Consider the following 23,847-nt stretch of genomic DNA (forward strand, 5'->3'; position numbering starts at 1 on the left):
TCCATGAGCGCTCTCGCGCGGTGTGTTAGACAGCCTGAACATGAACCTTCGACCTATCTGCCTTTCCGTCTTGGTGGGCGCCTTCGCGTTCCTGGGCTGCTCGGGTCCGACCTACCTCCACGGCAAGGCCCTGGAGCAGAACGAGTACCGGGGCTACGGCGAATACCTGCCCGAGCGCGACCGAGAGGTGCTGGCCCAGGCGGCGGCGGTGAAGGACGCGGCGGCGGTCATCTTCCTGCAGGAGACGTTACCGGAGGGCATCGAGATGACCTCCCACATGCTCCAGGTGAAGGACGGGTATTCGCACCAGTTGCTGGGCAAGCTGGCCTTCAGCCAGGGGCGGGTGGACTCCAAGCAGGACCTCATCGCGCACGTGAGGAAGGTGGCGCAGGCGGCGGGGGGCGACGCGGCCGTCGGCCTCTTCCTGCTTACGCCGGCCAACGACTACACCCAGGCGCAGGCGGTGGAGGCGGTCATCCTCAAGCTGGACCCGCGCGTGCGCGCGAAGCTGCGTCCGGATGAAGCGACGGTGAAAGGCTCGTCGGCTGCTCCCGGCATTGAGCAGCTCTGAGCAGATCGCCTGAAGCGCGGTAACTCGAGGCGAGTCGTCCCAGGGAATGCGCAGTGGACCGCAAGAGGCGAGCCACCCACCGTCTCAGGTGGCCGTGAATCGCGCCACCCACCTCGCGTTCCGCCACGCCCGCTTGTCCATGGGCGCGGGTGGGTGGTGGTTCGGATTGAAGGCCGCCATCCGAAGACGAATCGTCACAACTTGTCCGACAGTCGGAAAGGTTGCCCAAGGCCGCTTCCAGCAGGTCCGTCTCGATGCATTCCCCCCGAGACGCGAGCAAGGCGAGCCCGCCGGCATCTGAAGACAACGACCCTCCGCTGTCGGGGGCCACAGGGAAGCAGGGAGCAATCCCGAGCGCCTGGATATCCCCAGCGGCTGACGCAACGCCGCCAAGGTCGCGCTCCTCGCCCAAGGGCCGTACCTCCAGCGCATTCTCCTGCACGCGGCATTGTGTGGAATCGCCGGGACGGCACTCCTGGACGCAAGGCCGCGCCTCCAGCACATCGTCCCGCGCGATGGCTGACACAGGGGTGCCGTGAACGTCCGACTGGGAGCCTGGGGCCACGGGGGACGCAGGTACCTGAGGAGCAGGGGCGAAGGCATTCAGCACGCGCTCATCGCGAGCCTTCAGCAGTGCCGGCAGCTCATGCTGAAGTGCCTGCACGTCGCGCTCGTGCAGGATTGCCATCGCGCGGAAGGCCCACTCGCGCAGCGCGTCTCCTCCCATGAGCGGCAGCAATTGGGCTGCGCATCCCAGGAAGGCCCGCTGCAAGGACTGCACGAGGAGCACGTGCCCGGGACGCGCCGCCACCCGCGCCGCATGCCGCAGCAACTCGAACTCCGCCTGCGCGCAGGTTTCCCCCGACTCCCAGCGCGCCGCGTCCTGGAGCTGGTAGCACGTGCTCCCCAGCCGGTCCAGGTCGAGGTCCGAGGCCCTCGCGCAGCAGTCGGCCAGCAGCTCCACCAGCACCTGCCGCTTGAGGCTGAAGTAGCCCTCCAGAAGCCACCGGGCATCCGGGTTGCTCGCGTCATGCAGCGCCAGCCCCAGGTTCTCCAGCGTCAGCGACTCATCCAGCGGCACCGCGCGCGTCTTGCGTCCGGGGCGCTGCACCACCAGCCCCCGTGCCGCCAGCCGCCTCAGCGCCTCGCGGATGGTGCCCCGACACACCTCATAGCGGCGCGCCAGCTTCGCTTCGGAGCCGAATTGTCCGCTCGGGTGCAGACGCCCCAGCGCGATATCGCGCTCGATTTGCGCCTCCACATAGGCCACGAGTCCTCGCCGTTCCATCCCCATCCCCCTCCTCGTCCCAGCATCGCCATCCAACCACAGGGGGCTGACATGGACGTGCGGGCCCCCCCTTCTCATTGCCAGCCAGGGGGCACCCTCCGGGCCCGGTCGGAGAAAAACCTGTCCGACTGTCGGACAGGTTTTGAGGCAACCGGTCCCGGGCGGGGCATCTGTCCGTGCCCTCATTCTGGCGTCTGCGCACGCACGACGTCCTGGCTGCTGCTGTGCTCCGCGAGGCAGGCGTGCGGTTCAGGTTTCATGCAGTGCGGACCTGTCCGACAGTCGGACAGGTTTTGAGGCCACCGTGCCCTGGCGGGCGCCTCTGTTCGTGGGCCCGCCTTTGCGTCCGCTTGAGTTCCCGTTTTGGCCTGCCGCGGCGCTCCGCGAGGCGCGTGCCCTCGCGGAGGATTTGAAGTCGCGGGATGGAGTGACGGACTGCTGGGGGCCTTCTTGGACGCCGCACTCCCTTAGGGGCCTCTCCGCTCAGTACTCGTGCTGGATGAGCCAGAACACCGCGGTGCGGTGCGACTGGGGGAAGTACACGATGTAGAGGTTGTGGAAATCATGCGCACCCGGGGCCACCAGCGGGTCGTCGTAGAGGTGCGCCACCACCGGTACCTCCGTGCCGTTGCCCAGCTCCTGCGGCAGCACCTGGCCCAGCTCCGGGAAGGCCCACGCGATGCGGCTCGCGAAGTCCGCGTACGTCAGGTTGGGCTGCCGCGTGAACTGCACGCGCTGATTGGACGACAGCTCCGGCAGCGTGGCGAAGGCGCCCTCCACCACCCAGTCCAGCTGCGTGGGCTGCGTGTCCGCCACGGAGGGCACGTTGAGCGTCCAGAGGAACTCGTCGCAGTAATTCTCGCCGGCCTTGCACCGCGTGTGGCCGTCCGCCCGGGCCTCGTTGATGGCGTCGTTGTCCTCCAGTTCCGTGAGTGGCAGCGGGCCCGCGCCGTAGTAGCGCCGGTAGAAGTCCTTGCACACCGGCCACATCCGCGACGTGAAGGCCGCTTCGCCGTTGGCGCACCAGGGCTTCTGGCCCGACGACACAGCGCACTGAGACAGCCAGGCGTCGTGCGCGTCCTGCGCGTCCGTGCACTGCGGCAGCGCCTGCGCTGGTGTCACGCTCTGCGTCTCCACCACGCTCTCGTCACACACCTCGATGCGCGTGGCCACGTCCAGGTCGCACGCGGTGAACAGGTCATCCTGCGCGCAGGCTCCGTTGAGACAGCCCAGCGCCAGGCGGAACTTCTTGCCCGCTCCCGTGCCGGTGCTCACCACCGCCAAGTACTCGCCGCCCTGGGCCAGCGTCAGGCTGGCCACCTTGGACAGCTGGCCGTAGCCCGCGTCGTCGTCCTGCGCGAGCACCGTGGTGCCGTAGCTGCCGCTCGCGTTCTTCGGGCCGTAGATGAACAGGCCCGTGTCCAGGTACATGCTGCTGCCGAGGTGCGTCACCTCCAGGCTCACCCTCGCGCCCTCGGCCACGTTGAAGCTGAAGGAAAGATACTGCGGGTTCGTCGTGAACTGCGTCTGCACCGCGCCGTTCAGCCCCACCGGCCCCAGGTACGCAGTGCTGTCCACGATGTTGCCGCTCGAGGGCACGGGCGGTGGGTACAGGATGGACTGCGTGCTCGAGCCGACCTCCGTGGGCGCTTCCTGCTCCTGCGATGGACCACACGCCGCCACGAGCAACGACGGCACCAGCCACCACAGCCGATTCCAGGCGTGACGCATGCAACACTTCCTTCTTGTCTTGGGGGGAATACAGCTTTGAGACAGAAGGCGTGTTCCACACCTGGAGGTGGGCGTTCAAGTCACAACCGGTTCACAGGTCCTGGACCCAGGCGGCGTAGGGCGTGTTCTGGACGAGGCGCCGGTTGAGGTCCGGCGTGCCATCCGTCCACCACGGCGCGCCCCGCTCTCCCAAGCCCACCTTGGCGCGGTGCACGCGGTCTCGCGCCCGGCGCTCCAGGGCCGCGTCCTTTGTTCGCTTCGCCCGGCCCACGTCGGCGCGGGCCCGCATCAGCGCGGCCACCAGCAGTTCTCGCTGCCGGGGCCCGAGCGCTGGATTGCTGCGGCGCCACAGCCGCCCGTCCACCACCAGGTAGCGTCCATCCGGGGTGGTGGGGGGCGGCGGCTTCGTCACTGCTTCACGGGATACAGGAAGCGCAGGAGGTCACCGAAGCGCGCGCTCCACGCGGCCTCGTTGTGCTGGCCTCCCTCCACCACCGTGTACTTGAGGTCGTCGTCCAGCACCCAGCCCTTGGCCACCAGTGCGTCGCGCAGCGCCTGCGCGTCCGCCACCGTCTCCGCCTGGCTGCCGGAGCCCTCGTTGGTGCCGATGTCCTCCCAGATGCGCAGCTCGGGCTTGGCGGTGAGCGCGTTCACCTCCGAGACAATCTCCCGGTCCGCCCACCACACCGACGGCGACACCACGCCCAGGCGGGTGAAGACGTCCGGGTGCTTGAGCCCCAGCGACATGGACACGAGCCCGCCCAGCGACGAGCCCGCGAGCCCCGTGAACCGCGCCTCCGGCTTCGTGCGGAACTCCGCGTCGATGCGCGGCTTCAGCTCCTGGACGAGGAACTGGCCATACACGTCCGCGCGGCCCGCGTTCGGGTACTCCGGCGGGAAGGGCACGGGCGTGTACTCCGCGATGCGGTCGCTCGTGTTGTAGATGCCCACGATGATGAGCGGCTCCACCTTGCCGGACTCCACCAGCGCCTGCGCTGTCTCATCCACGTTCCACTCGCCCGCGAACGCGGTGCTGACGTCCATCAGGTTCTGGCCGTCGTGCATGTAGAGCACCGGGTAGCGGCGCGTGGTGTCCGCCTCGTAGCCGGGCGGCAGCCAGATGATGACGTCGCGCGGCTTGAGGCTTGCGTCCTGGGGCACGACGTTGCGCAGGTAGCGCACGTCGCCGGTGAGCGGCGGGGGCGGCGGGGGCGTGGAGAGGTCCGCCCAGCCCTTCACCGCCACGGGCACGCGCTCGAAGCCGCCGCCGGTCGTGAAGGTGTGGTTGGCCACCTCGGCGCCCGTTTCGCTCTTCTCCACCGTGTCCCACGAACCGCGCGTCACCTTGAACTCCAGGCCCGTGCTCGCCGCGAAGGTGACGGCGCCGGCGTAGGCGTTGTCCACGGCCTGGTAGAGCTCCACCTCCGCGCCATTCCAGTTCCCCAGTTCCGGCTGGTTTCCGGACAGCCACACCTTGGCCCCAACCGGCGTGATGTCCGGGACCTGGACGATGAACACGGTCCTCGCGCCTGTCTGCCCCCCCTCGGCGCCGAAGCGCTCCACCGTGAGGGTGACAGTCTCCTCGTTCTCACGGGCGGTGACGGTGCGGTCCGCCTCCGGTGCACCCTGGGCGTCCAGCGCCACCTGGGCCGTGGGCGCCGTCATTCGCACCGCGTAGGTGAAGGCGGTGTTCTTGGGCAGCCGGGCCTTCAGGCTGAACTGACGGCCGCCCTGGTAGACCATCTCCAGGCCCCGCCCGTCCGTGCCGCCGAACGTGGCGGTGGGGCCCTTGAGGAAGATCTCCGCGTCGACCGGCGTCTCCGGCGGGACGGTGAGGTCGAACTGGACGTCGGAGAAGAGCTGCTCGACGGGCTTCGGCTTGTCGGAGGAACAGCCCCAGAGGGCCGCCAACGCCAGGACGAGCAGCAGGGTGGGCCTTGAGGGCCGGGGATGCGACATGGATGGGTGTGCCTCCGGGGGGCGGGATCAGGCCCCTCGTGAAGGCGCACCCTAACAGCGTGTTCCGGCGCCCATCAGTGGGGCGCGGACGCCCCGGAGCGGACATCCCAAAAGGGCTGCCCCCTTGGCAGCTGGTGGACAGTGCCTACCTTGCGCGGCGCACGGGGGACGGCGGGTCGCATCCCGCCACCCCCTTCAAGCGAAGGAGTCACACCGTATGAAGAAGCTGACGCTGCTGGCCTTGACGCTGGGTGCTATCACCGTGGGCACGGGTTGCCACCGCAACACCCGCGAGGCCGCCAAGGACGACGTGGAGCAGGCGGGCGACAAGGTGAAGGACACGGCCGAGGACGCCGCCGAGGCCACGGGCGACGCCGCGGAGAAGGCCGGCGACAAGATCGAGGACGCGACCGACAAGTAGTCAGCCGCTGCCTTTCGCGCGCGGAAGAAACAAGCACCCCGGACGCCGGACCTTCACGGTGCCGGCCTCCGGGGTGTTGTCATTCATCGCGGATCAGCCGTGCGCGGCTAGAAGCCCGCCGCGAAGTCCAAGATGCTCCAGATCAGGCTGAGCTGGTGGGACGTGCCCTGCGTCGTGCCGTAATCCGAGACGGTCCTGCCCGGCAGCGCGGGAATCTGGGGGCAGGTCAGCTGGCCGTGGATGGCCTGGGCGTAGCCGTTGGTGGTGATGGCGCTCGCGAAGCTGGACGTGGAGGGAATCGTCACCTGGCCCGACGTGCTGACCGTGTTGTAGGCGCTGGTGTTCGAGAACGAGACGCCGATGGCGTCCGTGTCGAAGGCGTTGTTCCCGGTGATGAGCTGGTTGATGGACGGCACGCCGCCGTTCACGCGCCAGGTACCCGCTTCACGCGCGGTGGCCACGCCGCTGATGGTCGTCCGGCCGGAGACGCGGCCCATGTGGTCGAAGCGGGCCTGGCACGGCGAGGTGCAGGGAATGCTGACAGGGAAGGGGAAGCGCACCGGGAACACCCCGCCCGGCCGGTGGATGACGAAATCCCACCAGTAGAAGTAGATCCGGCGCGAGCACCGCAGTCCCAGCGACAGCTGGCTGGAGCCGGTGACCGTCCGGTTGAGGGTCGGGCCCGTCGGGATGGCGTTGGCGCTCAGCGTGTGCTTCGCGCCCGGCCCGTTCCAGCCGTAGAGGCTGCGGCCCGGGGACGAGACGAGGATGGACTGGGTGGTGGTGGGCGTGCGCGTCGTCGTGGTCGTCCAGCCGCAGGTGCAGGGTCCGATGATGGGGTACCACCAGTACCACTGCTGGACGTAGACCATGGCCTCGCCGCGCAGGTGCGGGAAGTCCTTGGACACCTCCTTCACCAGGTCGTACTCGCCCTGGCCATACCTCGCGTCGAGCTCCGTGACGACGGCGTCCAGCTCGCTGCTCACGTGCACGACGTCCTTCTCCGACGTGACGCCCTTGGACACGGTGAGGCTGCACTCCTTTTCGGTCGCGCAGTCCAGGTTCACGTCATAGGGCTGGGTGGCCAGCGCCTGGCCCTGCGGATCCTCCAGCACCAGCTTCTGCGCCCAGCCCGTCTCCCAGGGCTTGTCCAGCGCGCCAAACACCTTCACCTGGGAGACTTCGCCCAGCTTGGGCGTCACGTTCACGCCCGCGGTGGCGGTGTCCTTGCCGTCATAGGAGACGAGCTTCGAGGACCGGGGCAGGTCGTCCTGCCGGTCCGTCCACAGGATGCTCGCGGTCAGCTCCCCGTCCACCAGCGCCACGTCGAGCACGGTGGCGATGTTCGGACGGACCTCCTGCGGATCCGCGGCGTGGGCCGGCGCGGCCGCGAGCAGCCCTCCGAGCGCGAAGGAGGAGACGGTCAGCGAGCGCAGCCAGGACGGCACGAGGCCGGACAGGCCTCGCGAGGAGTGTTGGGGCATGTGGCAATCCCTTACGGACGAATGGGGGTCCGCCCCCCGACGCGGGAGGTCGGAGGGCGGTTCCCTGTCAGAGCAGGTCCCGTGCCAGGGATTGCGTCGTGTCTGCCATTGATACTGGTTTCAGAGGGAATGCATGGTTTTCCACGATGTTTCCGAAATCGTTGCTTGCACTGGGAATGTGTCCCTTCACGTTACGGAAACCCCGCCGGGTGTAGCGCGGCGGGCTACAGGATGCTGAAGAAGTCCTGGACGCTCTTCTCCATGGAATCCACCTCGTTCTCTGGGAGTGTATAGGTGGACTGGATGTCAAAGGCGCGGCCCATGGGACCCAGGCCTTCGCCCGGGCACACCGCGACGCCCTGCACGGCGATGGCGTAGTTGCCCTGTGCTCGGCCGTACGGCTGCCAGGTGCTGGCGTTGCCGTTGTATGCGTGGAAGGCCTCGCCAGACGTCTGCACGTAGCCGGAGCCGCTGCTCACGTTGTGCATGGCAATCCCCCTGTCGAATTCCTGGTCGCCGGTGGGCGCGTAGCGGGTCTCGTTCAGCAGTGGGCTCAGGCCATTGCCCAGGTGGTACTTGCTCTGCTCCATGGCCGACCCGTTGGGGATGGTGGGCGGGGGGAAGGGGGTGGTGCTCTGCGCGGTCGTTTTGCCGGTGATGCGGCCGAAGTGGCTGAACCGGCCGCTGCACGTCCCGGCGCAGGTGCTGTAGACGGGCTGGAGCATGCGCACGGGCTTCACCAGCCCTCCGGGCTGCCGGATGCCGAACTCCTGCGTGAGGATGGAGGCCAGCGACGTGCAGTGGAGGGTCAGGGTGACGCGGCTGCTGTCCTGCGTGGTCAGGCGGGCGTTGGAGGGCTTGTTCTGGGACAGGGGGCGCGAGTACAGGTTGTGCGCCGCGCCCAGGCTCGTTCCCGAGGAGTTGGTGCGTGAGTAGGACGCCTCCCAGGAGCACTGGCAACCCTCGGCGGGGCCGATCTTGATCAGGCCGTGGGCGTAGCTCAGGGCCTCGCCGTACAGCGAGGGCTCACGCCGGGCCACCTCGCGCACCAGGTCGAACTGCTTCGTCCCCATCTCCTTCTCGATGGCGCCGAGGGTCTTCTGCAGGGCGTTGCTCACGTGCAGGACCTCGCGGCTGGCGGAGATGCCCGGCGCGGCCGTCAGCTGGCAGGTCTTCTCGTCCTCGCAGGCGAGGCTGACGTCATAGGGCTGGCTGGCCAGCTCCCGGCCCTGCGCCTCCCGCACGACGAGCCGCTGGGCCCAGCCCGTCTCCCACGGCTCCTGCACCGCGCCGGACAGCTTCACCTCCACCTCCTCGCCGGCCTTGGGCGAAAGCCGCTCGCCCGCGGTGATCTTCTCCGTGCCGTCATAGGACAGGACCTCCACCTCCCCCGGCAGGGACTTCGACTCCGCGGACCAGCGGATGCGCGCGGTCAGCTCTCCGTCCTGCATGGACACGTTGACGATGGTGGCAGGCATCTCGCGCGTTTCAGCGGCGTGGGCGGGCGCGGCCACGAACAGGCCACCCACGGCGAACGAGGAGAGGGTCAGGGCGCGAAGCCAGGAGGCTCGGGGGGAACGACGGTGCATGGTGCTGTGCCTTGGGAAGAAGGTTCCGCCATATCTGACACGCGATGTCAGGATTGGCGGGCCGTCCCAAGAGCAGGTTGCGTGCCAGTGAGCCTCCACGTCTGTCGCGAGGGAGGGGGGCTGTAGCGCGAAACGCTACGCAGGACCGGTGCACGGCTTTCCGGTGCGGCTCACGTGTTAGAAGGAGAGGGTGATTGCCGCTCTTCCCGGCCCGGAGCGCGCGGGCGTCGCGAGGCTCGCGTTCGAACGCTCGGGGCCTCGCACCGTGGTGCGCACCGCGCTGGCGCACAGCCCCTTGCGGCTGCTCACGCCGCGCAACCACGGCCACGCGGCGTGGGCCTATACCAGCTCCTTCGGTGGCGGGCTGGTGGACGGGGACCACCTGCGGCTGGAGGTGGATGTGGCGGACGGCGCGTCGGCGCTGCTCGCGACGCAGGGCTCGAACCGTGTCTACCGCTCGCCCAACGGTTGCCGCAGTGACCTCGTCGCGCGCGTGGGCCGGGACGCGCTGCTGGCGTGGGTGCCGGACCCCACCGTCTGCTTCACCGACGCCCGCTATTCACAGACATTGGATGTGACGCTTTCGCCGGGCGCGTCGCTGGTGCTCGCGGACGTGGTGACGGCGGGGCGGAGCGCCCGGGGCGAGCGCTGGGCCTTCCTGCACTACGCCTCGCGCCTGCGCGTCGCGCGGGAAGGGCGCGCGTTGGTGGATGAGCGGTGGGTGTTGGACCCCGCGCACGGCGCGCTGCCCGAGCGGCTGGGCCGCTTCGACGCGCTGGCGTCCGTGCTGCTGGTAGGGCCCGCGTTGAAGGATGCTCGGGAGGCCCTGGCCGCGCGCGTGGCGGGCCTGCCGGTGAAGCCTCGCGCCCGGGAGGTCATCTCCGCCAGCCCCCTGGGCGAGGACGGACTGCTGCTGCGCGTAGCGGCCGTGTCGTTGGAGACGCTGCTGGCCACCACGCGCGACTGGCTGTCCTTCCTACCGGGCCTGCTGGGTGACGACCCGTGGGCCCGGCGGGTGTGACTAGTAGCGGGTGATGTCGAACGTGCTGTAGTTCTTGTACAGCTCGCTGACGTGATCCGCCGTCAGGTTGACCGCGTCCTTGTGGTTGTTCGTCTTCCACTCGGCGGTGTTCGCGTCCAGCAGGCGGTTCGGGCCGTCCGTCTTGTGCAGGCCCAGCACGTGGCCCTCCGCGGACTCGCCCGACTTGCGCAGGCCGATGCGGTAGTGGCCGTTGTCCTTCGTGCCGTCGTACAGCTTCTGCGCGAAGGTGTCGTGGGTGATGGGCTCGAAGTCCTGCACCTTCACGCCCGGGTGGCCGCCGCCACGGCCCGTGCGGAAGTCGTCCACCAGATGGGAGATGGACTCCTGCTTCTGGGCGATGGCGTCCTTGTCCTGGTTGAGCTGCGCCATCCCCGTCTTGATTTCCTGGGTCAGCTCGCTGCGCTTCGCCTTCAACCCCTGGCGCTCCTCCGGCGAGAGGTCCGGGTTGGTGAGCAGCTCGTTGATCTCCTTGCGCTGCGCGCTCTTGCCCTGGAGCTCCTTCACGCTGCCCTGGAGCTTGTCGATGTCGGCCATGTGCGCGCCGTTCAGCTTCGTGAGCGCGTCGCTCTGCAGGTGCTCCGCGTGCTGCTTGTCGATGAGCTTCCCGAAGTGGTTGTCCGTCAGCTTGCCGAACGCCTGCGAGCCCTTCATCGGGTCACCACCCGCCTCCTTGCCGGTGCGGATCCACTCGGAGGTCATCGCGCTGCACACGCCCGCGTCCGTGCCCGCGGGCATGTTCGGCTGCTTCAGCATCGGGTGGCTGCTCTGGTCCGTGTAGCGCAGCACGTCCGCGCCCGGATTCTCCAGCTTCATCTGCTCGACGATCTTCTGGATTTGAGGGCTCGGCGTCATGGCCTTGCCCTTGCCCGGCGTGCGGCCCAGGGCCATGTCCGCGATGTCGCTCTCGGAGAGGTTGGGCGACTGCATCTGCGGACCCTGGAGCGAGTTCGCGTCGATGGTCGGGCGCGACGAAGACGCCTGGGGGCTGCCGGTCGGCTTGAACGCGTCACCCTGGGGCGTCGTGCCGGTGGGAGTCGTCGGCCGGGAGACACTCGGCGAGCCCGTGGGCGACGCGGTGGGCGAGGCCGTGGGCGACGCGGTGGGGGTCGACGGCTTCGCGCCCGTCGTGCCCGGCTTCGAGAAGGTCGGCTGGGCCACCGTGTTCGTCGTCTTCGGTGGGGCGGGAGGCGCCTTGGGCGTCTTGGGGAAGCCGGCCTTGAAGCTCTTCATGGGGGACTCCGGAGGGGGCGAACGGCGCGAGGGGCCTCCATCCTGGCTCACGCTGACGCGTCGCGCTAGGGTCTGACGGGTCGGCGCATCCCGCACCCGGAAGAACCGAGGGAGTCGGACCCCATGCATCTGTCCCCCCGTGACGTGGACAAGCTGCTCCTGCACCAGGCGGGCGTCGTCGCCCAGAGGCGGTTGGCGCGAGGCCTGCGCCTCAACTACCCGGAGGCGGTGGCGCTCATCGCCACGCAGCTGCTGGAGTTCATCCGCGACGGCCGCAGCGTGGCGGAGCTGATGGACCTGGGGCGCCGGTTCCTGGGGCGCGCGCAGGTGATGGACGGCGTGCCGGAGATGCTGGCGGAGGTGCAGGTGGAGGGCACCTTCCCGGACGGCACCAAGCTCGTGACGGTGCACCACCCGGTGGTGGCGGAGCACGGGGACCTGGCGTTGGCGCTCTACGGCAGCTTCCTGCCGGTGCCTCCGCTGGAGCGCTTCACCGTGCCCGCTGCGTCGCCGGAAGGGCCACCCGGACTCGTGCGCGCGGCGGAAGGCACGCTGGAGCTCAACGCGGGCCGCGAGGCCATCACCCTGCGCGTCACGCACCGGGGCGACCGGCCCATCCAGGTGGGCAGCCACTACGCGTTCGCGGAGACGAACCGCGCGCTGGTGTTCGACCGGGGCCGCGCCTACGGCCACCGGCTGGACATCCCCGCGGGCACGGCGGTGCGCTTCGAGCCCGGCGAGGTGAAGACGGTGTCGCTGGTCCCCATCGCGGGCGAACAGGTGGTGCGCGGCGGCAACGCGCTGGGCAGCGGCAAGGTGTCCGATGAAGGCCGTGAGCGCTTGCTCGCGGCGGTGCGCGCGCAGGGCTTCGGTCACGAGGAAGAGACCCCCGAGGAGGACCGCTCATGAGCCGCAAGCTGGACAGGCGCCACTACGCGGACATGTTCGGTCCCACCACGGGGGACCGGGTGCGGCTGGGAGACACGGGCCTGTGGCTCCAGGTGGAGCGCGACGCCACCGTCTACGGTGACGAGTGCAAGTTCGGCGGCGGCAAGGTGCTGCGCGAAGGCATGGGCCAGCGCGCGGGCACAGGCGACGCGGACGCGCTCGACTGCGTCATCACCAACGCGCTCGTGGTGGACTGGACGGGCATCTTCAAGGCGGACGTGGGCATCAAGGCCGGGCGCATCTCCGCCATTGGCAAGGCGGGCAACCCGGACGTCATGGCGGGCGTCACGCCGGGCATGGTGGTGGGCGTCACCACGGAGGTCATCGCCGGTGAAGGGCTCATCCTCACCGCGGGCGGCCTGGATACACATATCCACTTCATCAGCCCGCAGCAGGCGGACGAGGCCATCGCCAGCGGCATCACCACCTGGGTGGGCGGCGGCACCGGCCCGGCCACCGGCACCAACGCCACCACCTGCACGCCGGGCGCGTGGAACCTGGCGCGCATGCTGGAGGCCACGGACACGATTCCCCTGAACATCGGCCTCACTGGCAAGGGCAACACGTCCCTGCCGGAGGGCTTGCTGGATCAGGTGCGCGCGGGCGCCATTGGGCTCAAGCTGCATGAAGACTGGGGCACCACGCCCGCGGCCATCGACACGTGCCTCACGCTGGCGGACGCGGAGGACGTGCAGGTCACCATCCACACGGACACGCTGAACGAGTCCGGCTACGTGGATGACTCGCTGGCGGCGTTCAAGGGCCGCACCATCCACACGTACCACTCGGAGGGCGCGGGTGGCGGCCACGCGCCGGACATCATCCGCGTGTGCGGCGCGCCCAACGTGCTGCCCAGCTCCACCAACCCCACGCGGCCGTACACGGTGAACACGCTGGATGAGCACCTGGACATGCTCATGGTGTGTCACCACCTGGACCGCGAGATTCCGGAGGACGTGGCCTTCGCGGAGAGCCGCATCCGCGGAGAAACGATTGCCGCGGAGGACATCCTCCACGACCTGGGCGCCATCAGCATGATGGCCTCGGACAGCCAGGCCATGGGCCGCGTGGGCGAGGTCATCACCCGCACGTGGCAGACGGCGCACAAGATGCGCGAGCAGCGCGGGCGGCTCCCCGGCGAGCAGGGAGACAACGACAACCTGCGCATCCGCCGCTACGTGGCGAAGTACACCATCAACCCGGCCATCGCCCACGGGCTGTCCCACGAGGTGGGCTCCGTGGAGCCAGGCAAGCTCGCGGACCTGGTGCTGTGGCGGCCAGCCTTCTTCGGCGCGAAGCCGGAGCTGGTGCTCAAGGGCGGCTTCATCGCGTGGGGCCAGATGGGGGATGCGAACGCCTCCATCCCCACGCCGCAGCCGTACCTCATGCGCCCCATGTTCGGCGCGCGAGGAAGGGCGCGGGGCTCCACGAGCATCGCCTTCGTGTCAGGGCGCGCCTTGAGGGAAGGCACCGTGCAGGGGCTGGGGCTCACCAAGCGGCTGTCCGCGGTGGTGAACTGCCGCGCGTTGGGGAAGAAGGACATGCGCCTCAACGACGCGCTGCCAGTCATCACGGTGGATCCGGAGACGTACGAGGTCCGCGCGGACGGAGAGCTGCTTCGCTGCGAGCCCGCCACCTGGCTGCCCCTGGCGCAGCGCTACTCGCTGTTCTGAGGACCGCGCGCCATGGCTTCCGGCTGGAGGGTGTTGCAGCTGGCGGACTCGGGCTTTCCCACGGGGGGCTTCGCGCACTCGGGAGGCCTGGAGGCCGCGGTGCAGGCGGGCGAGGTGCGCGGCCCGGGTGACGTGCGGCGCTTCGTGGAGGCGCTGGTGTGGCAGGCGGGCCTGGGCGGCCTGCCGCTGGTGGGTTCGGCGTGGCGCGAGCCCTCCGCGCTGCCGGCGCTGGACGCGCGCGCGGACGCGTTCCTCACCAACCACGTCGCGAACCGGGCCAGCCGCACGCAAGGCAGGGCCTTCCTGGACACCTGCGCGCGCATCTTCCCGGAGGCCGTGGGGCCCGTGCGCGAGGCTGCTCGCGCGGCCCGTGTGAAGTTCCACCACCCGCCCGCGTTCGGCGCGGTGCTGTGCGCGCTGGAAGTGGAGCAGGAAGACGCCCTGCGACTCTTCCTGTCGCTCACCCTGCGGGGCGCGCTGTCCGCGGGCGTGCGCATGGGCGTCATCGGCACGCATGAATCCCACCAGGTGCAGCACGCGGCCACGCCGCTGCTGGAGGCAGTCCTGGAGCAATGCAAGGCATTGGGCGTGGAGGACCTGGCCCAGCCCGCGCCGCTGTGGGACCTGTTGGGCGCCACGCACGACCGGCTGTACTCCCGGCTGTTCCTGTCCTGAACCAAAAGACGAAAAAGGAAGCGCGACATGCACGACGACGACCACCGCGGCCATGGGCAGGACGGGCACGAGCACACGCACGAGGACTGGGAGCACCCGGGCCACTTCGACGCGCGCGACAAGCCGCACCGGCGTGACTACTCGCAGCGGGCCTTCACGATTGGGATTGGTGGGCCGGTGGGCAGCGGCAAGACGGCGCTGGTGCTGGCCCTGTGCAAGAAGCTGCGCGACCAGTATCGCCTGGGCGTGGTGACCAACGACATCTTCACCAAGGAGGACGCGGAGTTCCTGGTGCGCAACCAGGCCCTGTCCCCGGAGCGCATCAGGGCGGTGGAGACCGGAGGCTGCCCCCACGCGGCCATCCGCGAGGACATCAGCCACAACCTGCTCGCGCTGGAGCAGTTGATGGAGGAGCTGCACCCGGAGCTGCTCATCGTGGAGAGCGGCGGTGACAACCTTGCCGCGCAGTACAGCCGCGAGCTGGCGGACTACACCGTGTATGTCATCGACGTGGCGGGTGGGGACAAGGTGCCGCGCAAGGGGGGTCCGGGCATCACCCAGTCGGACCTGCTGGTCATCAACAAGACGGACCTGGCGCCGCACGTGGGCGCGGACCTGGGCGTGATGGACCGCGACGCCCGGAAGATGCGCGGCGAGGGTCCCTTCGTCTTCACCCAGGTCACGCACGACGTGGGGGTGGACTCGGTGGTGGGGCATCTTCTCGACGCCTGGCGGCGGAGATAGGGACTGGACGAACGGTCCGTCCCGGGCCGCACTCCGCCACTGACAGCCGGAGCGGGACGTGTAGTGTGCCGCCCGTGGGCATCCTCGAGCGGGCACGGGTGGAGTGGTTCGCGGCGGCCTTCGGACTCGTCGTCGGCACCACGATGGTCTTCGTGCCCTACGAGTTCGGGGCCGCCATCTTCCAGATCATCTACCCGTACATCCGCCCGCTCGGCAGCCTCTTCCTGTTGGGCTCCGCGACGATGCTCGCCGCGATGCTGTACCCCACCTGGCCTGCGTTCGTGGGGTGGCTGGGCCGGACGCTCTTCCTGGGAGCGGTGGCGTTCTACTGGTGGGCCGCCGCCGTGCTGCCCGGGGGCATCACGGGCCTCATCCTGTACCCGCTGCTGGCGGGCCTGCTGCTGCTGGAGCGGGCCCGCCGCTTCCAGGGGAGGGGCCTGCTGTCGGCGTTCATCGCCTGCGTGGCGCTGAGCTTCGGCGGGTTGATGGTCCTGGTCCCCAACAGCTTCATCCGCATGTCGTTGCTGGCGTTCGGGCCGTTCATCCGGTTGCTGGGCGGTGCCTTCCTGGCGACGGGGGCGCTGCTGGCGGTGGGGTTGTGGCGTGGCCACGAAAAGGCCTGCCGCATCGCCGCGGGCAGCTTGAGCGTCCTGTTCCTGAACATGACGCTCGCGTTGGGGGCGCGACGCTCCTGGGCCGGGATGGGCGTGTACGCGGTGCTGGCCCTGGCCTGTCTGCTGTTGTGGCGGATGCGTCAGGTCCCTGCCCCGTCCGGGGTGCGCTGGCGGCTGTTCCGGGGCATGGCCCTGGCGTCGGTGCTGCCCATCCTGGGCGTGGGGGCGGTGACGTCGTACGTGGCCCAGCGGGCCATCTCGGCGGAGCTGCGCGGCAAGGCGCAGCAGGCGGTGCTGGCGGAGACGGCGTGGCTGGAGCAGTCGGCGGCCATCGCGCGCTCGCTCTTGCGTTCGCAGAGCCAGGACCCGGGCTTCATCGAAGCGGTGCGCACCGGGGACCGCAAGGAGATGATTGAACGGGTGGAGTTGCTGGAGAGCGACACCGGCCTCTTCGACGCGGCGTGGCTGCTGGACGCCACCGGGGAGACGCTGGTGCCGTCCAAGCGGCTGAACCGCCTCACCGGCAACTTCGCGGACCGGGAGTACTTCCAGCAGGCGTTGAACGGGGGCGACGCGGTCTGGGTGTCGCGGCCCTTCCTCACCCGCGCGGGGGGGCTGCCCTTCATCGTCTTCTCCACGCGGGTGGACCTGGGGGAAGGCCAGCGCGTGGTGCTGGTGGGCGGGCGGTCCCTGCAGCGGCTGGGGCTCCAGTCGACGCTGGCCTCGCGCAGCTACCACGTGGAGTTGTTCGACCGGCGCGACGGCACCCTGCTGCGCGAGACCGAACGGGGCGACGTGCTCACGCGGGCGCCGGTGCTGGGAATGCTGCCCCCGGAGGTGCTGTCGGCGCGGGAGGGCCTGCTGGAGGCGTTCAATGAATCCGGGCGCCGCCTGCTGGTGGCATACGCGCAGGTGCCGGGCACGGAGTGGACGGTCGTGGTGACGGCGCGGCTGCGCGAGGCGTTCGCGCCGGTGACGCGCATGGGCGCGTGGGTGGTGGGCATCGCGGCGCTGGCGGGGGCCATCTCGCTGCTCCTGTCGCAGTGGGTGGGGCGGGACGTGGCGGTGCGGCTGGAGACGCTGCGGGACGGCTTCGCCGCGCTGGGCACGCCCGCCCTGGAGCAGCGGGTGCAGGCCCGGGGCGACGACGAGGTCGCGCAGCTGGCGGACGGCTTCAACGACATGGCGGCGCGCATCGACCGGACGCAGAAGGAACTGCGCGAGGCCATCGTCATCCGGGATCAGTTCCTCTCCATGGCGAGCCACGAATTGCGCACGCCGCTGACGCCGCTGAAGGCCACGCTGGAGCTGCTCATCCGCCAGTCGGAGTCCGGCGTGGGGCTGACGCCGGAGCGGCAGCGCGCCACCTTCGAGCGGCTGACGCGGCAGGTGGACCGGCTGACGCGGCTGATTGGCGACATGCTGGACGTGTCGCGGTTGCAGTCGGGGAGATTCGCGCTGACGGTGGCGCCCATGGACCTGACGGCGCTGGCGCACGAGGTGCTGGAGCGCATCCAGTCCACGCGTCCGGAGCGCCAGGGGTTGTTGTCCCTGGACGTCTCGGAGGGGCCGCTGGTGGGCCGGTGGGACGAGCAGCGGTTGGATCAGCTGCTGACGAACCTGGTGGAGAACGCCCTGCGCTATTCGCCGCCGGGGACGCCGGTGTCCATGCGGGTGCGCGAGGAGGAAGGGCAGGTGCGGGTGGACGTGGAGGACCAGGGCATCGGCATTCCGCAGGAGAGCCTGCCGCAGCTCTTCACGCCCTTCTTCCGCGCGCGAAACGCGGCTGAGCACTACGCCGGAGGCCTGGGATTGGGGCTGGCCATCTGCCGCGAAATCGTGGAGCGCCACGGGGGCCGCATCCAGGCGAGCAGCGAGGGTCCGGGGAAGGGCACGTGCTTCACGGTGTGGCTGCCCCGCGCGGCCGTCGCGGACGCGGCCTGATGCGCTACGTGGAGGCGAGTCCCTGCGCGGCGCTGGCGCCGTACGTCCAGTGCTACTGGGCGCTGGAGCTGTCGGGAGCGGCGCCGGTGGGGGTGCACCGGGTGCTGCCGGACGGGTGCCTGGACATCCTGGTGGACCTGACGGACAGGGTGGGGCTGCGCGTGGTGGGAGCGATGCGAGCGGCGGAGGTGGTGCCGTTGTCCGCGCGTGCGTCCTTCGTCGCGGTGCGCTTCCGGCCCGGAGGCGCGCAGCCATTCCTGAGGCTGCCCTTGCTGGAGCTGACGGACGTGAAGGTGGCGCTGGGGGACCTCTGGCCCCGTGAGGCGCGCGAGTGGCGGGAGCGGTTGGGCGCGGTGGAGGGGACGGTGGCCCGCTTCGCCCTGCTGGAGCGGCTCTTGCTGGGCCGGCTGCCCGGGCAGGAGGGGGACGTGGGGGTGCGCCACGCGGTGGACCACATCCTGGGAGCGAGGGGGCAGGTGCCAGTGCGTTCGCTGGAGGGGGTGATGGGGGTGGGGGCGCGGCAGGTGGAGCGGCGGTTCCATGCGGCGGTGGGGCTGTCGCCGAAGGTGTTGTGCCGCATCGCGAGGATGCAGCACGCGGTGGAGCTGTCGCGGGAGTTGGAGGGCGCGGAGTGGGCGCTGGCGGCGGGGTACTACGACCAGGCGCACCAGGTGCGGGAATTCCGGGCGCTGACGGGGCTGACGCCGGGGGCGTACGTGCGCGAGCAGGCGGAGGTCGGATTCGTCCAATCGCCGGAGGGGGCGGGTGCGTAAGGTGGGGGTGTTCCCACTTCGAGGAGGCACACCATGTCCACCGCACCGCAGCAGGCCGAGCAGCACCACCGCATCGACTACATCGAGCTTCCCGTGAAGGACATCGCGGAGGCGAAGCGCTTCTACGGCGCCGTGTTCGGCTGGAGGTTCGAGGACTACGGCCCGGACTACACGAGCTTCATGGACGGGCGGCTGAACGGAGGCTTCGACAAGGAGCGGGAGGCGTCGAAGGGCGGCGCGTTGCTGGTGCTCTATTCGAAGGACCTGGACGCGACGCTGGCGAAGGTACGCGAGGCCGGTGGGCGCATCGTGAAGGACACGTTCTCCTTCCCCGGAGGCAAGCGCTTCCACTTCACCGACCCCACGGGCAACGAGCTGGCGGTGTGGACGGAGCCTTGAGGCGCTGAACCAACGGTAGGGCGGGGAGTGCCGCGGTTCACGCGAGCTGTCGCGGTCCCAACACTCCCGGCCCTCCCGCGACGCGTGGTGCACGAGCGGGCGGGACGCGGAGTGATCCCGGATCGCTTGCGTTCCTGGCGCGCGGTAGAAGTCGGGCCGGCTCCTCCCTGGGAATGTCGCCCGTGCTCGCTATCGCCAACGCCACCGTCCTCCACGTCAACGACACGCCCGCGAGCCTCTATCTGGGGACCTTCTCGCTGCGCCAGGCGGGCTACCGCATGCTGGAGGCGGTCACCGGAGAGGAAGCCCTGCAGGTCGCCTTCGATTCACGCCCTGACGTCATCGTGCTCGACGTGAAGCTTCCCGACATGAGCGGCTATGACGTGTGCCGGCGCCTGAAGGAGGACCCTCGCACCCGCGAGATCTCCATCATCCACACCTCCGCCACCTTCATCACCGCGGAGAAGAAGGTCGCGGGCCTGCGCGCCGGCGCGGACGTCTACCTCACCCAGCCGTTCGACCCCGAAGAGCTCATCGCCACCGTCAACAGCGTCCTGCGCCTGCGGCGCGTGGAGCGCGAGGCCCTGGCGAACGCCGCCCGCCTGGAGGAGGCCGACCGCAAGAAGGACGAATTCCTCGCCATGCTCGCCCACGAGCTGCGCAACCCGCTGGCCGCCATCTCCGTCGCGGTGCAGATGCTCGGACAGAAGGACTCGAACGGTCTGTCCGAAGCCGACGCACGCCGCCGCGACATCATCGAGCGGCAGGTGAGCCACCTGCGCCACCTGGTGGACGACCTGCTCGACGTCAGTCGCATCACGCGCGGCAAGTACGCCCTGCGTCGCGGCCGGCTGGACCTCAACACCGTGTTGCAGCACTCGCTCGCCGCCGCGCGGCCCGTGATGGAGGAGCGCGGACTCGTCCTGCGGGAGGCCCGCCCCACCGCGCCCTGCTGGGTGGACGGCGACCGGACGCGCCTGGAGCAGGTCTTCACCAACCTGCTCGACAACGCCGCCAAGTATTCACCCGAGGGCGGCATCGTCACCGTGGGCGCCCACGTGTCCGAGGACTCGCGCGTGCGCGTCTCCGTGCAGGACACCGGCATCGGCCTGCGGCCGGAGGACCAGGAGCACATCTTCGAGCTCTTCGCGCAGCTGGACGCGGGCCTCGCGCGCAGCCGGGGCGGACTGGGAATTGGCCTGACGCTGGTGCGCCACCTCGTGACCGAACACGGTGGCCACGTGGAGGTCTTCAGTGAGGGGCCAGGCCAGGGCAGCACCTTCACCATCACGTTGCCGCTGCTCACGGACGCCGCGAGGCCCGAGGCCACCGTGGAGCGCATCGAGTCCCGCCGGCGCGAGTGGCGCATCCTCCTGGTCGACGACAACCCCGACGCGCGCGAGGGCCTGAGCGAGATGCTCCAGCTGTGGGGCCACACCGTCGCGGTCGCCTCGGACGGTCCGGAGGCGCTCGCCATGGCGACTCCTGGCACCTACGACGTCATCATCCTGGACATCGGCCTGCCGGGCCTGGACGGCTATCAGGTTGCGCAGGAGCTGAGCGGGCGCGTGGCGTCGGACGCGCACCTCATCGCGCTCACGGGCTATGGGACGCCGGAGGACCGGGCCCGCAGCGAGGAGGCGGGCTTCGACCTGCACCTGGTCAAGCCCGTGGAGTTGGTGGAGATCGGCCGGGTGCTCGCGCAGCTGGGGCCCGTGAAGCGCGGCACACGCCGCCGGTCCCAGATGAAGAGCGCATAGGACCTCACGCCCGGGGCTAGAGGCCCGCCGCGGACTGCTCCGTGCCTCGTCGAGCCCACCGGTCGCGGATCCATGCCCGGGCGGGTTTCTCCACGCGCTCATGCACGAGCAAGCTCAGGCCTATCGATCCCACGACGAACGCCACCACCGCCCAGGCGGCCGTGGGCGACTCACCCAGCCGTTTGAGCACTGCCTTCCAGGCGAACAGCACCGGCATGTGCAAGAGGAAGAGTGCATAGCTCGCCTCACCCAGCAGGCGCAGCGGCCGTGAAGCCAGCACCCGAGCCACGGCGCCCTGGCTCCACGACAGCAGGATGAACAACGCCGCGAACACCGGCGCCAGCAGCCCGTTGTGCAGCAGCGGGAAGGGCAGCACGGTGCTCCCCGCGAGTGCCGCGATGACTCCCGCGCACACCACCGCCAGGGCCACCGGATGCGAGCGCCGCGACTCTCCGGACCGCAGCAGGAAGAAGCGCGCCGCGAGGATGCCCAGGATGAACTCCGGCAGCCGCGCCAGCGGGTTGAAGCGCAGCGCCAGCATCCACGGGCCGGAGTTGTACGCGGACGCCGTGCCTCCGGTGTGGTCCGGATCCACCGTCATGTAGAGCGCCGGGAACACCATCGCGGCGCCGTACGTCACCGCCGCGCCCACCGCGAGCGCCCTTGGCCCCAGCAGGCCCAGCCTCCCGGCCAGGAAGGGGAACGCCGCGTAGAAGAACGCCTCCACCGCCAGAGACCAGCCCGAGCCGTTCCACGCCATCGCCGTCCAAGGCGTCCAGCTCTGGAGCAGCAGCGGCGTGACCACCAGTGCCTCGGCGTGCTGCAGCCCCCTCGATGGGTCCACCGCCCACGTATCACGCAGCCCCTTGAGGTATGCGGGAGCGTCGAGCGCCAGGCCCAACGCATAGACGGGATAGATGCGCGCGAAGCGGGCCACCCAGAACGCCTTGCGCGCCGCGTACGTGCCCGGCGGCTGCTCCAGGTAGTTGTAGCCAAGGATGAAGCCCGACAGGACGAAGAAGAGGCCGAGGCTCACGTACCCGCTGTCGAGCAGCCCGTGCAGTCCCGGCGGCGCCTCCGTGCCGGAGAAGACCAGGTGATACACGTGGTAGGCGACGACGTGCGCGGTCGCGAGGAACCGCAGCCCGGTGAGTGCATGCAGTTGCTGCAGGGAAGAAACCATGAGGGCCGCGAGTCTCGCAGCCCCGAGAGCGCTCCTCAATCAGCCCGGGTGCAATGGACCTGACCGGCAGCTGAGTAGACTCACGGCGCGAGTCAGGTCACCAGAAGTGTTTCAACCCCACCCACGGTCGGAAGTCCTTCGCAATGACACGCATCGGATGCGCTCCGCGATGACCCGGGACGGCAGGAATTGAGGCGCCGAAAAAGCGGGGCCACCAAGCAGGTCCGCCCACCGAGCGCGCAGCTCAGAAACCTGTCCGACAGTCGGACAGGCTCAAACCACACGAAGCCGAGGTCACGCGCTTGGTGGAGCTCGGAAGCAGCTCCCGACGTCATGCGTGCGCGGGCGAAGAAAGCAGGTTCACGGACAGGGTCCCCTGCCGGGCACGCATGCTCAAAACCTGTCCGACAGTCGGACAAGTTCGCGCCACATATAGCCGAAGACGCATGCCCGGCGGAGCCCCGCCGTGGGCCGAGACATCGTGCGTGCGCGGACGGCAAGGAGGGTCCACGGAGAGGGCCCCTGCCGGGAGCACAGGCCAGAAACCTGTCCGACAGTCGGACAAGTTCGCGCCACATGAAGCCGAAGACGCATGCCCGGCGGAGCCCCGCCGTGGGCCGAGACGTCGTGCGTGGACGGCAAAGCGGGTCCACGAAGAGGGTCCCGGCCGGGCACGCATTCTCAAAACCTGTCCGACCGTCGGACAGGCTCGCGCCAAACGAAACCGGGGAAGTGGGCCTGACGAAGTCGTGCGGTGATCTGCGACATCGTGCGTGCGCGGAGAGAGAAAGCGGCTCCACGGTCGGGGCCGTCCGCCGGGAGCACAGGCCAGAAACCTGTCCGACGGTCGGACAGGCTCGCGCCACAAGAAGTCGAGGAAGTGCGCCTGACGGAGTCTCGCGGTGAGCCGCGACGCCGTGCGTGCGCGGACGGCAAGAGGGGCCATGGACGGGGGGCCGTCCGCCGGGAGCACAGGCCAGAAACCTGTCCGACAGTCGGACAGGTTTTCGCTGCATGCGGCCCGCGCACTTGTCCGACAGTCGGACAGGTTTTTCTCCGACCGGGCCCGGAGGGTGCCCCCTGGCTGGCAATGAGAAGGGTGGGCTCGCACGTCCATGTCAGACCCCTGTGGTTGGATGGCGATGCTGGGACGAGGAGGGGGAGTGGGGATGGAACGGCGAGGACTCGTGGCCTATGTGGAGGCGCAAATCGAGCGCGATATCGCGCTGGGGCGTCTGCACCCGAGCGGACAATTCGGCTCCGAAGCGAAGCTGGCGCGCCGCTATGAGGTGTGTCGGGGCACCATCCGCGAGGCGCTGAGGCGGCTGGCGGCACGGGGGCTGGTGGTGCAGCGCCCCGGACGCAAGACGCGCGCGGTGCCGCTGGATGAGTCGCTGACGCTGGAGAACCTGGGGCTGGCGCTGCATGACGCGAGCAACCCGGATGCCCGGTGGCTTCTGGAGGGCTACTTCAGCCTCAAGCGGCAGGTGCTGGTGGAGCTGCTGGCCGACTGCTGCGCGAGGGCCTCGGACCTCGACCTGGACCGGCTGGGGAGCACGTGCTACCAGCTCCAGGACGCGGCGCGCTGGGAGTCGGGGGAAACCTGCGCGCAGGCGGAGTTCGAGTTGCTGCGGCATGCGGCGCGGGTGGCGGCGCGTCCCGGGCACGTGCTCCTCGTGCAGTCCTTGCAGCGGGCCTTCCTGGGATGCGCAGCCCAATTGCTGCCGCTCATGGGAGGAGACGCGCTGCGCGAGTGGGCCTTCCGCGCGATGGCAATCCTGCACGAGCGCGACGTGCAGGCACTTCAGCATGAGCTGCC

The 23,847-nt window shown here is 69.7% G+C and carries 20 protein-coding genes; 12 read left to right on the plus strand and 8 right to left on the minus strand.

The window, feature by feature from the left end:
• Window positions 1-40 precede the first annotated feature (40 nt).
• Window positions 41-571, plus strand: a complete 531-nt coding sequence (locus tag GTZ93_RS23460; RefSeq protein WP_126933250.1) for a hypothetical protein — start codon at window positions 41-43, stop codon at window positions 569-571.
• Here the strand turns inward: GTZ93_RS23460 and GTZ93_RS23465 are convergent.
• From GTZ93_RS23465 to GTZ93_RS23480, 4 genes are all read right to left on the minus strand, one after another.
• Window positions 480-1,859, minus strand: a complete 1,380-nt coding sequence (locus GTZ93_RS23465) for a FadR/GntR family transcriptional regulator (protein WP_161662992.1) — start codon at window positions 1,857-1,859, stop codon at window positions 480-482. The two genes, GTZ93_RS23460 and GTZ93_RS23465, sit on opposite strands and share 92 nt — an antisense overlap.
• A 483-nt stretch (window positions 1,860-2,342) precedes the next feature.
• The gene (locus GTZ93_RS23470; RefSeq protein WP_139923399.1) at window positions 2,343-3,590 is read right to left on the minus strand and encodes a hypothetical protein; all 1,248 of its coding nucleotides are present in this window, start codon (window positions 3,588-3,590) and stop codon (window positions 2,343-2,345) included.
• Between the two features lie 91 nt (window positions 3,591-3,681).
• A complete protein-coding gene (locus GTZ93_RS23475) occupies window positions 3,682-4,002 on the minus strand; it encodes a hypothetical protein (protein WP_139923401.1) in 321 nt (106 codons plus the stop codon).
• Window positions 3,999-5,549 (minus strand): alpha/beta hydrolase-fold protein, encoded by a 1,551-nt coding sequence (locus GTZ93_RS23480; protein ID WP_139923402.1) that lies wholly within the window; start codon window positions 5,547-5,549, stop codon window positions 3,999-4,001. The genes GTZ93_RS23475 and GTZ93_RS23480 overlap by 4 nt, the downstream gene beginning before the upstream one ends.
• A gap of 217 nt (window positions 5,550-5,766) precedes the next feature.
• On the opposite strand from GTZ93_RS23480, the gene GTZ93_RS23485 reads away from it, so the two are divergent.
• Window positions 5,767-5,970, plus strand: a complete 204-nt coding sequence (locus tag GTZ93_RS23485) for a YtxH domain-containing protein (protein WP_120599180.1) — start codon at window positions 5,767-5,769, stop codon at window positions 5,968-5,970.
• A gap of 107 nt (window positions 5,971-6,077) precedes the next feature.
• Here GTZ93_RS23485 and GTZ93_RS23490 read toward each other — a convergent pair whose 3' ends face one another.
• Both GTZ93_RS23490 and GTZ93_RS23495 read right to left on the minus strand, forming a co-directional pair.
• Window positions 6,078-7,454: a hypothetical protein gene (locus tag GTZ93_RS23490; RefSeq protein ID WP_139923404.1), complete on the minus strand. Its 1,377-nt coding sequence runs from the start codon at window positions 7,452-7,454 to the stop codon at window positions 6,078-6,080.
• A gap of 224 nt (window positions 7,455-7,678) precedes the next feature.
• The gene (locus GTZ93_RS23495) at window positions 7,679-9,043 is read right to left on the minus strand and encodes a hypothetical protein (RefSeq protein ID WP_161662993.1); all 1,365 of its coding nucleotides are present in this window, start codon (window positions 9,041-9,043) and stop codon (window positions 7,679-7,681) included.
• Between the two features lie 190 nt (window positions 9,044-9,233).
• On the opposite strand from GTZ93_RS23495, the gene GTZ93_RS23500 reads away from it, so the two are divergent.
• Window positions 9,234-10,064 (plus strand): urease accessory protein UreD, encoded by an 831-nt coding sequence (locus GTZ93_RS23500; protein ID WP_120581694.1) that lies wholly within the window; start codon window positions 9,234-9,236, stop codon window positions 10,062-10,064.
• Here GTZ93_RS23500 and GTZ93_RS23505 read toward each other — a convergent pair whose 3' ends face one another.
• Window positions 10,065-11,315, minus strand: coding sequence for a kinetochore Spc7 family protein (locus tag GTZ93_RS23505; RefSeq protein ID WP_139922154.1), 1,251 nt, complete (start codon window positions 11,313-11,315; stop codon window positions 10,065-10,067).
• A 123-nt stretch (window positions 11,316-11,438) separates the two neighbouring features.
• On the opposite strand from GTZ93_RS23505, the gene GTZ93_RS23510 reads away from it, so the two are divergent.
• From GTZ93_RS23510 to GTZ93_RS23545, 8 genes are all read left to right on the plus strand, one after another.
• Entirely contained in the window at window positions 11,439-12,224 is a 786-nt protein-coding gene (locus tag GTZ93_RS23510) for an urease subunit gamma (RefSeq protein WP_139922156.1), read from the plus strand.
• A complete protein-coding gene (gene ureC / locus GTZ93_RS23515) occupies window positions 12,221-13,936 on the plus strand; it encodes an urease subunit alpha (RefSeq protein WP_121780692.1) in 1,716 nt (571 codons plus the stop codon). The genes GTZ93_RS23510 and ureC overlap by 4 nt, the downstream gene beginning before the upstream one ends.
• Window positions 13,937-13,948: 12 nt before the next feature.
• On the plus strand, window positions 13,949-14,611 hold the full coding sequence (locus tag GTZ93_RS23520) for an urease accessory protein UreF (RefSeq protein ID WP_139922158.1): 663 nt from the start codon (window positions 13,949-13,951) through the stop codon (window positions 14,609-14,611).
• Window positions 14,612-14,638: 27 nt separating this feature from the next.
• Window positions 14,639-15,355 carry an urease accessory protein UreG gene (gene ureG, locus GTZ93_RS23525; protein ID WP_139922159.1) on the plus strand — a complete coding sequence of 239 codons (717 nt, stop codon included), beginning with the start codon at window positions 14,639-14,641 and terminating at the stop codon, window positions 15,353-15,355.
• A 74-nt stretch (window positions 15,356-15,429) separates the two neighbouring features.
• Complete coding sequence (locus tag GTZ93_RS23530) at window positions 15,430-17,913, plus strand: sensor histidine kinase (RefSeq protein WP_306464223.1); 2,484 nt, start codon at window positions 15,430-15,432, stop codon at window positions 17,911-17,913.
• Window positions 17,913-18,686: an AraC family transcriptional regulator gene (locus GTZ93_RS23535; RefSeq protein WP_161662994.1), complete on the plus strand. Its 774-nt coding sequence runs from the start codon at window positions 17,913-17,915 to the stop codon at window positions 18,684-18,686. The genes GTZ93_RS23530 and GTZ93_RS23535 overlap by 1 nt, the downstream gene beginning before the upstream one ends.
• A 33-nt stretch (window positions 18,687-18,719) precedes the next feature.
• On the plus strand, window positions 18,720-19,085 hold the full coding sequence (locus GTZ93_RS23540) for a VOC family protein (RefSeq protein ID WP_120579185.1): 366 nt from the start codon (window positions 18,720-18,722) through the stop codon (window positions 19,083-19,085).
• 173 nt (window positions 19,086-19,258) lie between these two features.
• The gene (locus GTZ93_RS23545) at window positions 19,259-20,845 is read left to right on the plus strand and encodes a response regulator (protein WP_139923683.1); all 1,587 of its coding nucleotides are present in this window, start codon (window positions 19,259-19,261) and stop codon (window positions 20,843-20,845) included.
• A gap of 16 nt (window positions 20,846-20,861) precedes the next feature.
• Here the strand turns inward: GTZ93_RS23545 and GTZ93_RS23550 are convergent, their stop codons facing one another.
• On the minus strand, window positions 20,862-22,028 hold the full coding sequence (locus tag GTZ93_RS23550) for an acyltransferase family protein (RefSeq protein WP_139923685.1): 1,167 nt from the start codon (window positions 22,026-22,028) through the stop codon (window positions 20,862-20,864).
• A 1,163-nt stretch (window positions 22,029-23,191) separates the two neighbouring features.
• Between GTZ93_RS23550 and GTZ93_RS23555 the strand changes: the two genes are divergently transcribed.
• Window positions 23,192-23,847 (plus strand): FadR/GntR family transcriptional regulator (locus GTZ93_RS23555; protein ID WP_161662995.1); only part of this gene is annotated, 656 nt, incomplete at its 3' end.

The organism is Corallococcus exiguus (assembly GCF_009909105.1).
Taxonomy (GTDB): Bacteria; Myxococcota; Myxococcia; order Myxococcales; family Myxococcaceae; genus Corallococcus; species Corallococcus exiguus.

Coding starts and splice junctions, on each gene's coding strand:
- GTZ93_RS23540 (WP_120579185.1), top strand. CDS start 18,720: ATGTCCACCGCACCGCAGCAGGCCGAGCAGCACCACCGCATCGACTAC.
- ureC (WP_121780692.1), top strand. CDS start 12,221: ATGAGCCGCAAGCTGGACAGGCGCCACTACGCGGACATGTTCGGTCCC.
- GTZ93_RS23470 (WP_139923399.1), bottom strand. CDS start 3,590: ATGCGTCACGCCTGGAATCGGCTGTGGTGGCTGGTGCCGTCGTTGCTC.
- GTZ93_RS23505 (WP_139922154.1), bottom strand. CDS start 11,315: ATGAAGAGCTTCAAGGCCGGCTTCCCCAAGACGCCCAAGGCGCCTCCC.
- GTZ93_RS23480 (WP_139923402.1), bottom strand. CDS start 5,549: ATGTCGCATCCCCGGCCCTCAAGGCCCACCCTGCTGCTCGTCCTGGCG.
- ureG (WP_139922159.1), top strand. CDS start 14,639: ATGCACGACGACGACCACCGCGGCCATGGGCAGGACGGGCACGAGCAC.
- GTZ93_RS23495 (WP_161662993.1), bottom strand. CDS start 9,043: ATGCACCGTCGTTCCCCCCGAGCCTCCTGGCTTCGCGCCCTGACCCTC.
- GTZ93_RS23550 (WP_139923685.1), bottom strand. CDS start 22,028: ATGGTTTCTTCCCTGCAGCAACTGCATGCACTCACCGGGCTGCGGTTC.
- GTZ93_RS23485 (WP_120599180.1), top strand. CDS start 5,767: ATGAAGAAGCTGACGCTGCTGGCCTTGACGCTGGGTGCTATCACCGTG.
- GTZ93_RS23465 (WP_161662992.1), bottom strand. CDS start 1,859: ATGGAACGGCGAGGACTCGTGGCCTATGTGGAGGCGCAAATCGAGCGC.
- GTZ93_RS23520 (WP_139922158.1), top strand. CDS start 13,949: ATGGCTTCCGGCTGGAGGGTGTTGCAGCTGGCGGACTCGGGCTTTCCC.
- GTZ93_RS23545 (WP_139923683.1), top strand. CDS start 19,259: ATGTCGCCCGTGCTCGCTATCGCCAACGCCACCGTCCTCCACGTCAAC.
- GTZ93_RS23460 (WP_126933250.1), top strand. CDS start 41: ATGAACCTTCGACCTATCTGCCTTTCCGTCTTGGTGGGCGCCTTCGCG.
- GTZ93_RS23535 (WP_161662994.1), top strand. CDS start 17,913: ATGCGCTACGTGGAGGCGAGTCCCTGCGCGGCGCTGGCGCCGTACGTC.
- GTZ93_RS23490 (WP_139923404.1), bottom strand. CDS start 7,454: ATGCCCCAACACTCCTCGCGAGGCCTGTCCGGCCTCGTGCCGTCCTGG.
- GTZ93_RS23510 (WP_139922156.1), top strand. CDS start 11,439: ATGCATCTGTCCCCCCGTGACGTGGACAAGCTGCTCCTGCACCAGGCG.